This is a genomic window from Caballeronia udeis, assembly GCF_001544555.2.
Taxonomy (GTDB): domain Bacteria; phylum Pseudomonadota; class Gammaproteobacteria; order Burkholderiales; family Burkholderiaceae; genus Caballeronia; species Caballeronia udeis.
In genome coordinates this window covers 21,732-36,231 of the sequence record NZ_FCOK02000069.1, presented here as the reverse complement: position 1 = coordinate 36,231, position 14,500 = coordinate 21,732, and the positions used below count along the sequence as shown (strand labels likewise).

At 61.5% G+C, this 14,500-nt stretch carries 12 protein-coding genes; 3 read left to right on the top strand and 9 right to left on the bottom strand.

Translation table 11 applies throughout. The features are described from left to right. Positions 1 to 37: 37 nt before the first annotated feature. Genes AWB69_RS34460 through pilM form a run of 4 tightly spaced genes read right to left on the bottom strand, consistent with a single transcriptional unit; the run spans position 38 to position 4,219 of the window. Positions 38 to 1,681, bottom strand: coding sequence for a type IV pilus secretin PilQ (locus AWB69_RS34460; RefSeq protein WP_082913713.1), 1,644 nt, complete (start codon positions 1,679 to 1,681; stop codon positions 38 to 40). Further along, positions 1,678 to 2,520 carry a type IV pilus inner membrane component PilO gene (locus AWB69_RS34455; protein ID WP_062091274.1) on the bottom strand — a complete coding sequence of 281 codons (843 nt, stop codon included), beginning with the start codon at positions 2,518 to 2,520 and terminating at the stop codon, positions 1,678 to 1,680. Before AWB69_RS34455 ends, AWB69_RS34460 begins: the two co-directional genes overlap by 4 nt. Further along, a complete protein-coding gene (locus AWB69_RS34450) occupies positions 2,517 to 3,218 on the bottom strand; it encodes a hypothetical protein (RefSeq protein WP_062091273.1) in 702 nt (233 codons plus the stop codon). The genes AWB69_RS34455 and AWB69_RS34450 overlap by 4 nt, the downstream gene beginning before the upstream one ends. Further along, complete coding sequence (pilM, locus tag AWB69_RS34445) at positions 3,215 to 4,219, bottom strand: type IV pilus biogenesis protein PilM (RefSeq protein WP_062091288.1); 1,005 nt, start codon at positions 4,217 to 4,219, stop codon at positions 3,215 to 3,217. Before pilM ends, AWB69_RS34450 begins: the two co-directional genes overlap by 4 nt. 323 nt (positions 4,220 to 4,542) lie before the next feature. Between pilM and AWB69_RS34440 the strand changes: the two genes are divergently transcribed. Further along, a complete protein-coding gene (locus AWB69_RS34440) occupies positions 4,543 to 6,948 on the top strand; it encodes a penicillin-binding protein 1A (protein ID WP_062091272.1) in 2,406 nt (801 codons plus the stop codon). Between the two features lie 58 nt (positions 6,949 to 7,006). Here AWB69_RS34440 and cyaY read toward each other — a convergent pair whose 3' ends face one another. Continuing rightward, positions 7,007 to 7,324, bottom strand: a complete 318-nt coding sequence (gene cyaY, locus AWB69_RS34435; RefSeq protein ID WP_062091271.1) for an iron donor protein CyaY — start codon at positions 7,322 to 7,324, stop codon at positions 7,007 to 7,009. A gap of 35 nt (positions 7,325 to 7,359) precedes the next feature. Here cyaY and lptM point away from each other — a divergent pair, with 35 nt between their 5' ends. Next, the gene (lptM, locus tag AWB69_RS46290; protein ID WP_075644044.1) at positions 7,360 to 7,683 is read left to right on the top strand and encodes an LPS translocon maturation chaperone LptM; all 324 of its coding nucleotides are present in this window, start codon (positions 7,360 to 7,362) and stop codon (positions 7,681 to 7,683) included. A gap of 61 nt (positions 7,684 to 7,744) precedes the next feature. Beyond that, positions 7,745 to 9,007 carry a diaminopimelate decarboxylase gene (lysA, locus tag AWB69_RS34425; RefSeq protein ID WP_062091269.1) on the top strand — a complete coding sequence of 421 codons (1,263 nt, stop codon included), beginning with the start codon at positions 7,745 to 7,747 and terminating at the stop codon, positions 9,005 to 9,007. A gap of 84 nt (positions 9,008 to 9,091) precedes the next feature. Here the strand turns inward: lysA and msrQ are convergent, their stop codons facing one another. The 4 genes from msrQ to AWB69_RS34405 all read right to left on the bottom strand — a co-directional run bounded on the left by msrQ (position 9,092) and on the right by AWB69_RS34405 (position 14,364). Further along, positions 9,092 to 9,757 (bottom strand): protein-methionine-sulfoxide reductase heme-binding subunit MsrQ, encoded by a 666-nt coding sequence (gene msrQ, locus AWB69_RS34420; RefSeq protein ID WP_062091268.1) that lies wholly within the window; start codon positions 9,755 to 9,757, stop codon positions 9,092 to 9,094. A 16-nt stretch (positions 9,758 to 9,773) separates the two neighbouring features. Next, positions 9,774 to 10,757, bottom strand: coding sequence for a protein-methionine-sulfoxide reductase catalytic subunit MsrP (gene msrP, locus AWB69_RS34415; RefSeq protein WP_407923071.1), 984 nt, complete (start codon positions 10,755 to 10,757; stop codon positions 9,774 to 9,776). A 171-nt stretch (positions 10,758 to 10,928) separates the two neighbouring features. Further along, on the bottom strand, positions 10,929 to 12,131 hold the full coding sequence (gene ccsB / locus AWB69_RS34410; protein ID WP_062091266.1) for a c-type cytochrome biogenesis protein CcsB: 1,203 nt from the start codon (positions 12,129 to 12,131) through the stop codon (positions 10,929 to 10,931). 4 nt (positions 12,132 to 12,135) lie between these two features. After that, complete coding sequence (locus AWB69_RS34405) at positions 12,136 to 14,364, bottom strand: cytochrome c biogenesis protein ResB (protein ID WP_062091265.1); 2,229 nt, start codon at positions 14,362 to 14,364, stop codon at positions 12,136 to 12,138. Between the last annotated feature and the right edge of the window lie 136 nt (positions 14,365 to 14,500).

The following is a 14,500-nucleotide window of genomic DNA, read 5'->3' as shown; positions in this document are numbered from 1 at the left end:
GCCGCTTTGTCGAGTCGGGAAGGCTTGCCGGCGGCCTTCACAGACGCGCCGGAACGATATGTGGGGTGATGAAAATGACCAGTTCGCTGCGTGCATTGCGGCGCGCGGAGTGACGAAAAAGCCAGCCCAATACCGGGATTTTACCGAGCAGCGGGACCCTCGTGACATCCTCGCGTTCATCAGTGGAATATATCCCGCCGATTGCCACCGTGCCGCCGTCCTCCACCTCCACGCGCGTCTGGACGTGCTTGGTGTTGATCGCCGGGCCGGCTGCCGTCTGCTCACCAACGCTGTCTTTCGACACATCGAGATCCAGGATCACGTGACCATGCGGCGTAATTTGGGGCTCGACCTCCAGTTTCAGCGCGGCCCGGCGAAACTGGACGCCCGACACGCCGTTGCCCACTTTTGCCTGATACGGTAATTCCGTGCCCTGCTCGACTACCGCCCTCACGCGATCCGCCGTGATCACGCGGGGACTCGACACAATCTCACCGCGCCCCTCGTTTTCGAGCGCGCTCAACTCGATGTTCAGCAAGCGCGTAGCCTGCGCGGCGAATAGCGTCAGGCCGGCGGTCGCGGCGTCGAACCCGCCAATCGGCCGCGCCGACAAATCGAATACCGCCCCGTCCGCGCCCGCCACAAGACCGCGTGCAGTGGAGTCGCCGGTGGGCGTCATCGATAGTTTCACGCCGAGATTGCGCGAAAAACCGGCGTCCCCTTCCACAATGCGCGCTTCGATCATCACCTGCGGCGTCGGTCGGTCGATCTGCGCGATCAGCTCGGCGATCTGCGTGACGCGGGCCTCCAGGTCAGTTACGAACAGCAGGTTGGTGCGGGCATCGGCCATGACAGAACCTCGCTTCGATAACACCCGCTGGCTGCCCGAGCCCGTCAGGAGCTTGCGCACGTCGTCGGCACGCGGGTAGCGCAGAACGAACGTGCGGCTGCCGAGCGGTTCGAGATCGGCTGCACGGGCGTGCGCTTCGTAGCGAAGGCGCTCGCGCGCTGCCAGTTCACTAAGCGGCGCAACCCAGATGACCTCACCGTGACGCTCCATCGCGAGGCCGTGGACGTCGAGCAGCGTGTCGAACGCGCGCCGCCACGGGACATCGACGAGATTTAGCGAGACCAGCCCGCGGATCTTCTCGCTCGCGACAATGTTGACACCCGAAAACTTCGCGAAAGTTTGCAGCACGGCGCTCAAGTCGGCATTTTTCAGGTTCAGCGAGATCGGTTTGCCGTCGTCGAGCAACGTGGCTGCAGGGTCCGCCGGACCACGGCTCATGCGCTCGATAGGCGGCAAGGGTGTTGGCGGGCCTTCCAGCGGGGGCCCGGCATCAGGTGTGGCCGCTGGAGTGGAAGCAGCAGCCGTGGCGGACGTTGCAACGGGCGCCAGCCAGGCGGTGTCCTCATCGGACGCTTGCACGACGACGGCCGGAGGAACCTCGACCGCGAACTGATCCGTGGACAGAGTCTCGGGAAACGGCTCGGGCAGGGGCGGCAACGGAGGAGTGGAGGCGTGGGTGGTGACAGCCCCCAGCAGCAACGCGGCCGCGATGCCACCTATGCAAATTCGCCACCCCAACGAGAACACTCTACCGACCGCTTCCCCGGGAAGCAGCCGAATCACCTCGTTCAGCGAACAGCCTGACAACCGCAAAACCCGCAGCATCTTCATGGCCGGTCATCCGCGAAGCCAATCGTCCGCACAACCCCGTCAGGGCGGCTGAGCTCGATCGAACGCGAGCGGACATTGCCAAGGCGCTCGTCGCCAACCATCTGGCCCTGCAGAAATCCATCGACTCCCGCAGCCGTCTCCACCAGCGCCATCGCACGACGCTGAGCACGCAAGGTGCCGACAAGAAGCATCGCGCCCCCATCGCCCACCCCCGTGCCGTTCTTCACACCAAACGGATCGATAGCAAACGCGTCGCGACGTGACGGCTCCGGCCGCGTTATCGCCGGGAGGTCCTCGAATACCCTGAGCGTCGCTTCCAGGGCGAGCGCATTCGTTACTCGTTTCATTTGCACATCTGCCGGAATGACGAGTCTCGGCAGTCCTTCCAGCGCGTCCAGAAACTGCCGAATCTCGCCGAACGAACCTTCGGCGCGAAATTTCAACGGCCGCTCGATCTCGAGCCCTTCGCCCTTCTGTGCCGACGGTTCGATCATCCCGATTCGCAAGCCACTCTGCGCCGCAAGCGCAGTCAACTCGCGAAGTGCGTCAGCAACGGTCCAACGGGCGAGCGGCACACCATCGCCTGAACGAGCGCGCATCGCGGGTAGTTCAGCAGCCGTCGCTCGCGCCCGGTCCAGGCGTTGCTGCGCGTCGTGCGATGCCGACCGGCTCGCTTCCGTGCCGCTTAAATCGGAGGACCACCACAACGACACGCCTCCAGCAAATACCAGCACCGCAACCACAACGCCCGTGAGCGCGATCCGATAACCACTCCAGGCATCCAGCGGCTCATGCAGCAGCAATTGAAACTCGCGGGAAGATTTAGGGAGACGGATCATTGCGGGCTCCGGCTAGCGCCTTTCGGCTTCGACGACGCCTCTCGTCCAGCGGCCTTGAGCCGCTTCGGCACGGCGTCCCCGGCGGCGCTCTGCGTCCAACGCACGACCGCGATGAAATCGTAAGGGCCCGTCTTGCCCGGCGAATTCACCGCGCCGGATTGCGCGACAGCGACTGCCGCAGGTCGCGCAGCAGCCGCCCGCCGGCGCATTTCCACGATCTCCACGGCTTGTACGCCTGTCACGTTCTCAAGCGCTTTAAGCCACACGGCGGCCGTGTGCGAATCCGGCGCGCTGGCGGCAAGCTCAACTTCGCTCACACGCTGCGTCACCCGCTGCAAGCCGATATTCCCCCGCGATGTCCCCTGCGCCAGCGCGTCGAGCAAGCCGAGAAACCGGGCACGCGGCTCGGCTATCGGCATGGCGGCGGCCTGTGCCCGCCGCTCCAGCGCCTGGCGCTCGACCAGACGCGCATGTTCCGCGATGGGCGCACTCAACTGCCGCAACGCGACGTGGAGCGAGTCTCGTTTCTCTTCTATACGCACCCGTTCCAACGCGTCCCAGCCAGCCACCGCGCCGACAGCAGCACAGCCGATCAGACCTGCTCCCGCAAGCAGCGACAGCGCCCGGTTACGTGCTCGACGCCGGGCACCTGACCGGTACGGCAGCAGATTGAATGCATGCAAACCGACCGCGCTCATGGCATCACCTCGCGCAGCGCAAGTCCCATTGCCACGGCAAACAGCGGCGAATGCGCGAGACGTTCGTCCACCCGTTGCGCGCCGTTGCAAAACGGCGCGCATTCAAACGGCATGACCGGACACCCGAACAACGCGGCCAACATAGGCGTGGAAACGCCGGCTCGATTGAGCAGTTCGATATCTCCACCGATATAAATCCAGTGCACGCGTGGATCGTCGCCCACCAGATCCGTCAGCGCTTCAGCCGCGCTCGAATATTCCGGCGACGGGTAACGTATCTCGTTCTCCACGCCATCCTCTCCGACAAGCCACGCATGCAGCCCGGCGCTCTCTACCCAGCAAGCCACGAAACGCTCCAGTGGATCAATCTCGATAGACGCCGAATAGCGCAGGGCGCGCAACGCAGCACCGGGTTCGCCATCAATCGCGCTCAACACAATGTTCGCGGCCGCCGCCGTTTCCACGCGCGACTCCACGTATTGCCGCCCGGTGGCTGCAATGCAAACCTCAGCGCCACCGTCCTCGAGCGCCTCGATGGACCAGTCGACCGCGAGCGCACCGCGCTCGATCCCCGCCACGCGCTCGGCTTCCGCCAGCACGGCCGGTTCGAGCAAACCGCGCGGATCGTGCCCCGCCGCCACCGAAATGGACAGCTGGCTGGCCTGCGTAAGCCGCGCGAGCGGCACTCGCGTGGTGAGCGTAGCCGACGCCGGCAACGCCATTGCACACCGCAGCGAGCGCAGCGCGGCTCGCGCCGGCAGCCGTGAAAACGCTTCGCGCAACGCGGCCGAGATAGCCGGCCGGTCGATGAAATCACCGCCTATCACTGCGCCCGGTTCAAGCAGAACCTCCTCCAGCCGTTCGACACAAACCGGCCGGTCCGCTTGCAACCGCTTGCTGACAACGGCCAGCCTCACGGCCCCTTCGGTGATGTCGATACCCGCCGCGAACCGGCGCGTGACGGTCAGGACCGATCCGCGCAGTGGTGTTTGCGTACCCATGCTCATCCTCTCTTTCCAGGCCGCGCACCGAACCGTTCGGGCGCTGGCAATGAAACGATTGTGGGCAGCGGAGGTGGTTGCCACCATTCGTCCAAGTGGCTAACGTAAAGGGTGGACGAGGATTAAACGCCGGACGGCAGCGGGCATGAAACGAGCGTGGACAGCATTGAAACAATGCGCTGCAAACGTTAGCCGTGTCGGTCCGTCAACGCTTATCGTGACGAAAAAGGTGTCGCCGCACCCTGCGCGCAACACCCAAGTAAGCCAGACGAAAGCCGTAAAGTTGGGCAGCTATAATCGCGGGACCGTTTTTTGGTGGTGCCATGCAATCTCAGTCTCCGTCGTCCCCTCCGTCCCGTCATCCCGATTCCCCAAAGCGTGTTCGCCCGCTCTGGATCAGGCTCCTGCTCGGATTGTTAATTTGCATTGTCGGATTGATTGTCAGTGCGGGGCTCGTGCTCGGTTATGCGCTGGTCGTGGCACAGCCCAATCTGCCGTCGCTCGAGGCGCTCACCGACTACCGCCCGAAAGTGCCGCTACGGGTCTACACGGCCGATCACGTGCTGATTGGCGAATTCGGCGAGGAACGGCGTAGCGTCGTGCGTATCCAGGACGTGCCGGATTACCTGAAGAAAGCGGTGCTCGCCATTGAAGACGCGCGTTTCTACGACCACGGCGGTGTCGACCTGACCGGCATCCTGCGCGCCGGCACGGTGGCGTTGACGAACGGCCATGCGTCCCAGGGCGCAAGCACGATCACCATGCAGGTCGCGCGAAATTTCTTCTTGTCGAGCGAAAAGACCTATACCCGCAAGATCTACGAGATGCTGCTCGCCTACAAGATCGAGCGCGCGCTGACGAAGGACCAGATCCTCGAGGTCTATATGAACCAGATTTATCTGGGACAGCGGGCCTATGGCTTTGCGAGCGCCGCGCGGGTCTATTTCGGCAAGGATCTGAAGGACATCACGCTAGCCGAAGCAGCCATGCTGGCCGGCTTGCCGAAAGCGCCCTCCGCGTACAACCCGGTGGTCAATCCGAAACGCGCGAAGGTGCGCCAGCAATACATCCTGGAACGGATGCTCGAACTGCACTACATCACGCAGCAGCAGTATGAGGACGCGGCGAAACAACCGCTCGTGGTGAAGGGCGCCGGGCGCGAGTTCAGCGTGCACGCCGAGTACGTGGCGGAAATGGTGCGCCAGATGATGTACACGCAGTATCGCGAAGAGGCCTACACGCTGGGCCTGAACGTGGTGACAACCATTGATTCCGCGGATCAGGACGCAGCCTATCGCGCCGTGCGCAAAGGCCTGATGGATTATGAGCATCGGCATGGGTATCGCGGGCCGGAAGGGTATATCGATCTGCCGACTGACGCCGACGATCGCGAGCAGGCTATTGACGACGCCCTCGTCGACCATCCCGACAACGGCGAGATCGTGGCGGCGGTCGTCACCGACGCAAACCCGAAGCAGGTGAAGGCGAGCTTTATCGATGGCAACGTGGCCATCGTTCAAGGCAACGATCTGCGGTTTGTCGCCAGCGCGCTCGGCACGCGGGCGCAGCCGAACCAGCGTATCCGGCCCGGCGCGATCGTACGTCTGATGAAAAACGACGACGACAACTGGGTCATCACGCAACTGCCGCAGGTGGAAGGTGCATTCGTTTCCATCGTGCCGCAGGACGGCGCGATCCGCTCGCTGGTGGGCGGCTTCGACTTCAACAAGAATAAATTCAATCACGTCACTCAGGCGTGGCGCCAGCCGGGTTCGAGCTTCAAGCCGTTCATCTATTCGGCGTCGCTGGAAAAGGGCTTGTCGCCGGCGACCATCATCAACGACGCGCCGCTGTTCTTCAGCGCCGCCGAGACCGGTGGTCAGGCATGGGAGCCGAAGAATTACGGCGGCGGTTTCGACGGCCCAATGCCCATGCGCACGGCATTGATGAAATCGAAGAACCTGGTTTCCATCCGGATCCTGAACAACATCGGTCCGAAGTATGCGCAAGGCTATGTGACGAAGTTCGGTTTCGACGCTTCCCGCCAACCGGCGTATCTGCCAATGGCGCTTGGCGCAGGCCAGGTTACGCCGCTGCAGATGGCGACGGGATATTCAGTGTTCGCAAACGGCGGATACCGTGTGAATCCCTATCTGATCGCCGATATCACTGATCCGCGCGGCGCCGTGGTCTCGCATCCGCAGCCGCTGGTCGCCGGCGACTCCGCGCCGCTCGCCATTACCCCCCGCAACGCCTACGTGATGAACAGCCTGCTTCAAAGCGTGGCGCAACGCGGTACAGGCGCACGAACCAACCAGTTGAAGCGGACCGACCTTGCCGGCAAGACCGGCACGACGAACGACTCCCACGACGCATGGTTCGCCGGTTACCAGCATTCACTGGTGGCCATCGCGTGGATTGGGTACGACGCGCCGCGCAGTCTCGGCGACAAGGAAACGGGTGGCGGACTCGCACTGCCGGTGTGGATGGAGTACATGAGCCGGGCGTTGCGCGGCGTGCCGGAATACAAGTCGACCATGCCGCCCGATGTGGTCTCGCTCGGGGGCGAACTCTATTTCGACGACATGACGCCGGGCCACGGGTTCGTGGCAACCATCGGTGTGAGTCAGGCCGTGCCGGAAGACGTCAGCGGTGCGGCGCCCGCGCCCGCGCCGCAAGTCGGCGAGCAGGAAAAGCAGGACATCATGAATCTGTTCAAAGGTCACTAAGTCCTGAATTCAAGCCCCGGTCAATCCGGGGCTTGCGCGCCAAATCACACCGCAGATATCAAGCTGAAAACCGAATCGCCTCGCCGGCCTGTTCGCTGGCGTATTGGCTGAGTGCCTCAAAAAACTCGCTGCCGTCGCGCGTATTGCGCCATGCACCGTCCGCATAGCGGTAGTGAAAACCGCCCGCCTTTGCTGCAAGCCAGAGCTCGTGCATTGGCGGCTGCAAGTTGACAATCAGCTTCGTGCGGTTCTCGAATTCGAGCGTTAACACATTACCGCTGCGCTCGAATTCGACATCGGCTTCGAGGCCGTCCACGTCCCGCTCGATGGCCGCCAGCGCAGCCTCGGCGAGGGTCAGGTATTCGTTGTCGGTCATGCTAAACTCCATCGATTAATTAGTCAGGGACAGCAATGCAAGTCGTCTTCCGGATGAGCGCGATTGTAGCGGCTTTGGCCATTTCCGCTGGCACACTGCTCGCCGCCTGTGGTCAGCGCGGACCGCTCTATTTGCCCACCGCCCCCCCCATTCCGGCGCGTCCCGCCAGCATGCCGCCGTTGCCGGCGAGCGATGCGAAAAGCGTGAGCGCACCGGCAGCAGCATCGTCCGCCTCGTCTGCTGTCAGCGTCGGCGACGTTCCCGACACATCCGGCACGGCGCTGTCGCTTTCCCCTGACGACAATTTGAAATCGCCCGAGTCGGCATCGGCACCCAAAGCCGCTTCCTCCGGCGAATAATCGTTGCCATACCGCGCTTGGGCCAAATCCGGCCAAGCGCGTCAGCAGAGCCAGAAAACTCATGACCCAATCCGCATTCTCGCGCGCCGAAGGCGTGCTGCAGGTCGAAGGCGTTTCGGCCGCGTCGCTGGCCGAACAGTTCGGCACACCGCTCTACGTCTATTCGCGCAGTGCGTTGACCGACGCCTATAAAGCTTACGCCGATGCCTGCAATGGCCGCCACGCCACTATCCACGTAGCCGTGAAAGCCAACAGCAACCTCGCGGTGCTGAACGTATTCGCGCGACTGGGCGCGGGCTTTGACATCGTCTCGTCGGGTGAACTGGCGCGCGTCCTGGCCGCGGGCGGCAAGGCCGAAAACACCGTGTTCTCCGGCGTTGGCAAGTCGGCGGCGGAAATGCGCGAAGCACTCGATGCCGGCGTGAAGTGCTTCAACGTCGAATCGATTCCCGAACTGCATGCGCTCAATGAAGTGGCCAAGGCTGCGGGCAAACAAGCGCCGGTGTCGCTGCGCGTGAATCCCGACGTCGATGCCAAGACGCATCCGTATATTTCCACGGGCCTGAAGTCGAACAAGTTCGGCGTGGCTTTCGCCGACGCTCGCACGACCTATGCGCAAGCCGCTGCCATGTCGAATCTCGACGTGATCGGGATCGACTGCCATATTGGTTCGCAGATCACTGAAGTGAGCCCGTATCTCGACGCCGTCGACAAATTGCTGGACCTCGTCGAGCAGATCGAGGCTGACGGCACGAACATTCATCACGTCGATGTCGGCGGTGGACTTGGCATCACGTACGACGACGAAACGCCGCCGGCTATCGGGGAATTCGTGCGAGCGGTGCTCGCGCATATCGATGAACGCGGGCACGGTCATCGCGAAGTGTATTTCGAGCCGGGACGTTCGCTGGTCGGCAACGCGGGCGTATTGCTCACGCGCGTGGAATACCTGAAGCCGGGTGCGGAAAAGAATTTCGCCATCGTCGATGCCGCCATGAACGACCTCGCGCGCCCTGCGATGTATCAGGCATTCCATCGTATGGAAGCAGTGGAAAAGCGTGCGACAAAAGCGCAGCTCTACGACGTGGTCGGTCCCGTGTGTGAAAGCGGCGACTGGCTCGGCAAGGATCGGGAACTCGCCATCGAACAGGGCGACCTGATCGCGATTTTCTCGGCGGGCGCGTACGGTTTCGTGATGAGCTCGAACTACAACACGCGCCCGCGCGCTGCCGAAGTCATGGTCGATCGCGAACGTGCGCGCAGAGTGCGTGAACGTGAAGAAGTGACGCAGTTGTTCGCAGGCGAATCGATTTTTCCGGACTGATACCGGTTGGTCCGAGCAGCATGAAAAAAGGGCGACGCCATTAAGCGTCGCCCTTTTTTCATGTGCGTCGCGATCAACGATCCGCTAAACCGCGCGTGCCCGCGTGATGCGCGAGCGCAGCCAGGCAAGCATCCGCCACGCCAGCAACACCACCACGATCGAGCCATAGATCTTTGGCAGGAAGAGATCGTGCTTGCCCGCTTTCATCCACCAGAAGTGCAGGATCGCGAGCACGACGATCGGATAGATCAGCATGTGCAGCGTTTGCCAGCGACGGCCCAGCTTCCTGACCATTGCTTTCGGCGACGTCACGGCAAGCGGGATAAGCAGCACGAACGCCGAGAAACCAACCAGGATGAACGGCCGCTTGACGATGTCCTTGAGCATGGCGAAGACATCGAACCATTTGTCGAACCAGACGTACGTGGTGAAGTGCAGCACGACATAGAAGAACGCAAACAGCCCGAGCATCCGGCGAAAACGCAGGAGCGCGTTCAGGCCCGTCAGCCGGCGAACCGGCGTGACGGCAAGCGTGATGCACAGGAACACGAGCGTCCACAGGCCGGTCGAGCGGGTAATGAATTCGATCGGATTTGCACCCAGTCCGCCCGTGAAGCCCAGCAGCACGATGCGCGCGAGCGGATACAACCCGCCAAGAAACACAGCCACTTTCGCCGGCACGATCCAGTTCATGCCGCCTGCGGCAACGCGCGTTACCGGCTTTCTTTTGACATCGGAAGCCACAGCCATCCTCTTCCCCTAAACCCTAGAAATTGGCCTTGAGATCCATGCCCCGATACAGCGACGCAACCTGATCGCCGTAACCATTGAACATCAGCGTCTTGCGCTTTGGCGTGAAGAAACCGTCCTCGCCAATACGCCGTTCCGTTGCCTGGCTCCAGCGCGGATGATCGACATTCGGATTCACATTCGAGTAAAAACCATACTCCTTCGGCGCATATTCGCTCCAGCTCGTCTTCGGCTGCTGCTCGACAAACCGGATCTTCACCAGCGATTTCGCGCTCTTGAAGCCGTATTTCCAGGGCACCACGACACGCACCGGCGCTCCGTTCTGATTCGGCAGCACTTCACCATACAAACCAACGGTCAGCAGCACGAGCGGGTTCATCGCCTCGTCCATGCGCAAACCTTCGGAGTACGGCCAGTCGAGAATGGGGTCGGACAGCCCGGGCATTTGCGAGGGATCGGCCAGCGTGATGAACTGCACGTACTTCGCGTTGCCCGTCGGCTGTGCGCGCTTGATGATTTCGGACAACGGAATGCCGATCCACGGGATCACCATCGACCACCCTTCCACGCACCGCAACCGGTAAATACGCTCCTCGAGCGGCGCGAGTTTCAGGATTTCATCGATGTCATATACCTTCGCGTTCTTGATCTCGCCTTCCACCGATATCTTCCACGGCCGGGGCCGCAGCGTATGCGCGTTTTGCGCCGGATCGGCCTTGTCCGTGCCGAACTCGTAGAAGTTGTTGTAGCTCGTGATGTCCTTGAACGGCGTCACCTTGTCCAGGGCGACGAACTTCGTATTCGTGGTCGCCGCGAGCTTCTGACCCTTTGCATCAGGTGATGTCATCGTCGCGAGCGCCTCGCCGTTCACGCCTACGAGCCCCGTCGCGGCCAGCACACCTGCGGCCCGCAACACGCGCCGGCGGTTCTCGAAGAACGCGCGCGGCGTAATCTCGCTTCGGGCGATGTCGTCGCCGAAAAGCTGGCGTGTGTGTTTCATACCCATTTCGATACTCCTGGAATTCGTGTTGCGGCCTGCGTCAGCGCGGCCGTTGCTATAGCTATATTCGTGGCAAACACCGAATCGGTTTCAGCTATTCCGCCCAGGCAATAAAAAAACCGCCAGCAAATCTTGCATGGCGGCTTTTTAAACGGCGTTTAGCGGCAGATGTTACAGCTTGCCGTAACTATGCAGGCCGGAGAGGAACATGTTGACGCCAAGGAAAGCGAACGTGGTGACCAGCAAACCGGTCAACGCCCACCATGCGGCCACCGAGCCGCGCAAGCCTTTCATCAGGCGCATGTGCAGCCACGCGGCGTAATTCAGCCACACGATCAATGCCCACGTTTCCTTCGGGTCCCAGCTCCAGTAACCACCCCACGCTTCGGCGGCCCAGAGTGCACCAAGAATGGTCGCGATGGTGAAGAACGCGAAACCGACTGCAATCGACTTGTACATCACGTCGTCGAGCACTTCGAGCGACGGCAGGCGGTCCGCCAGAATGCCGCGTTCCTTGACCAGATAGGCCACCCCGACCATGGCCGCCAACGCAAAGCTGCCATAACCGATGAAATTCGCCGGCACGTGGATCTTCATCCACCAGCTTTGCAGCGCGGGCACGAGCGGCTGGATCTGCTGGGCATCGCGGGCAATCGAATACCACATCAGGAAGCCGACCGCGGCGCTGATCACCAGCAGCACGAACGCACCCATGGCACGCGTGCTGTAGTGCTGCTCGTAGTACAAATAAAACAGCGACGTGATCAGGCAGAACAGCACGAACACTTCATACAAGTTCGAAATTGGGATATGGCCCACGTCCGAACCGATCAGGTAAGACTCGTACCAGCGCACCATCAGGCCGGTGAAGCCCATCAGCACTGCTGCCCAGGTCATCTTCGAGCCGATCGCGCCGCCGGTAGGCGAACGCGAAATCAGGCCGATCCAGTAGAACACCGTGGCGAGCACGAGCAGCGCGCTCATCCACAAGATGGCCGACTGGCTGGACAGGAAGTATTTGAGGAAGAAATTGGTGTCGGCGCGCGCGAGGTCGGAGTGATAAAGCTGAAGCGACGACAGCGACAACAACGCAATGCACGCAATCAGAAGCCGCACCGGCTTCCAGCGCCATCCGAGCACGACGAACGTGGGTACAGCGCAGCAGAGCACCAGCTTGTCGTAGTAGTTCATGAACGGGTGATACCGGAACAGCGCGAAACCCGCCCCGGCGACCATTGCCAGTGCGAACAGCCAGTCGGTCGGGCCGAGACGCTTCAGAAACGGACGTTCGTCGAAGAGGTTCGGATCGACGGGTACTTTGCCCGCGCGCTGTTGCGCCGAAGTCGAATGCGAGGAGACTTGTGTGAGGTCCATGTTCTTACCGAGTTGAATTCTGCGAGCCGGTGGACTTGGTGTCCGCGGGCGTTTCCGGTGATGAAGGTACCGGCTGTGACTTGACGCCCAGCATGGCGCCGATCGCGTCGCGCGTTTGCGCAAATTCCTTCTCGAAATCGAGCGTGCGGCGTGCGGTGGACATTGCCATCAACACGCTCGTGCCGCCCGTTGCCGTGTCTTTGAGCCAGAACCAGAGACGACGTTCACGCACGTAAAACATCGAGAAAATGCCGAGCACGAGCAGCAGGCTGCCAAGATACACCACTTTTTTGCCCGGCGCGCGCGTCAACTGGAACACGGAAGCCTGGATCTGCTTGAATGAATCGAGTCGCAGAAAAACCGGTGATCCGTACAGAAAGCTGTCCGAAAGCGCATTGATCGACGATTGCACGAATTGCGTGTTTTTCGCGTCCGGTTGCGCTTCCGGCAGGCCATTCTGGGCACGCGAAATCTGCCACAGATCCCAGGTCGCGCCTTCCAGCATGCGCAGCAACAAACCTGCCGCCTTTTCCTGCTCGCCCTTGGGCACTGATTTGTCGATAAAACCCGCTATCGCCTGGAAACCGCCCAATGTAGCGCCCGGTTGCCCCGGAACCGCTGCCACGCCGGTTTCGTCCGCGCCGGCAAACAGGTTCAGCACCCGGGACGCGCTCTCTTCCAGATGCTTCTGCAAGTCCGCGTTCGCTTCCGGCACCGAGCGCTTCGCGAAACGGCGTGCCGCTTCATCACGCATCGCGGGCGTTTCCAGCGCGGCGCGCAGGTTCATCCACTGCTTGATCGAGCTTTGGTCGTCGGCGGGAATGCGCAAATAGCGGAACGGATCGTTCGGGCTCAAGCGCATGCCGGCAAGGAACATTGGCTGGCCTTGTACGTCGACGGGCAGCATGTAGTTGTTGAACTCGCGCGCCTGGCCGTCCGTGCCCCGCACCTTGTATTGCACCGATGGCCCGACGTTACGCAGATCCGTGGGCTTCGACGTCTTCGCGCCGGAACCCAGCCGTTCATCGAAGGCCTGCTTCAGCGTCTGCGTCTGGCCGACACCGCGGGCGTCGATCGAGCCGTTGCCGTCAGTGACGTTTTCCACGTTGATCGCGCGGAAATCAGTGAATTCCACGGTTTCACCCTGCCCGCCGATGATCTGCGGGCTCATTGGCGCCGTGCCGCCAATGGCGCCGTCGAACGGCGTGGTTTTCGCGCTGCCGCCGGTCATGGGCCAGGCGGTCATCGACAGTTTCGAGCCGCCATCCTGGAAGCTCGATTGATAGATCGAAATGCCGTCGTAGGTGAACGGTTTGTTCACTTCCACACGCGCCGGGATACGCTTGCCGGTCGCATGATCGATCACGACGATATCGCTCGCAAACAGCTTCGGCATACCCGTCGAGTAATAATCGACGATGAATTTATTCAGTTGGATCGAGAACGGCAGATCCTGGATCAACGAACCGTCCTGCTGATTCAGGATGGCGGTTGCGACGTGCTGCCCTTCCGGCACCCAGGCATAACCGCGAAACGTGAGATTCGATGTCGGCAGCCGATGATTCGGTGCAATGTCGTTGATGACTTCGTTCGATGCAATAGGCGTCTTGTTGAAGAGCCACATCTGCAGCTTGATCGGCAGGTTGCTGTCCAGCAGGCCGCCAATGCAGATGATCACGATCGCCAGATGCGCCGAGATATAACCGAGCTTCGTCAGTGCGCCGCGCTTGGCCGCGATCAGTGTCGCGCCGCTGTCCGTCTCGCGCGTGACGAACTTGTAGCCCATCTTGGCGGCGAGCCGTTGCAGGCTGGCGGAGGTCTCGGCGCGATTGCCCGCGACCGGCGAAAATTCACCCTTGTGATGGAATGCGCGCAGGCTGCCTTCGCGCACCCGGTCCTTCCAGCTCTTCATGTCCGCGATCATCTTCGGGCCGTTGCGGATCACGCACAGCGACACGGAGATCACCAGGAAAATCAGGATCAGCATGAACCACCACGCGCTATACACGTTGTAGAGGCTCAGCCCGCGGAAGATATCGGCCCAGAACGGACCGAACTGATTGACGTAGTTCGGATACGGATCTTCCTGCGTAAGAACCGTACCGATGATGCTTGCTATAGCGAGGATGACGAGCAGCGAGATGGCGAAGCGCATCGAACTTATTGTTTCGATGGCATGACGCACGCTGCTACGGCTCGACTTCGACTGCAATCCCGACGTGGTGACGCTCATTCAAACTCCGGCTGAACAGCAAAAAAGGGTGGAGACGCAAGCGGTCTTTGACCGGCGTCCCACCCTTTTTCTTATTTTGCGCGCCGGCCTAGTCGGACCGGCTCTTACATCATTCGACTGCAACTTTTGACTATGA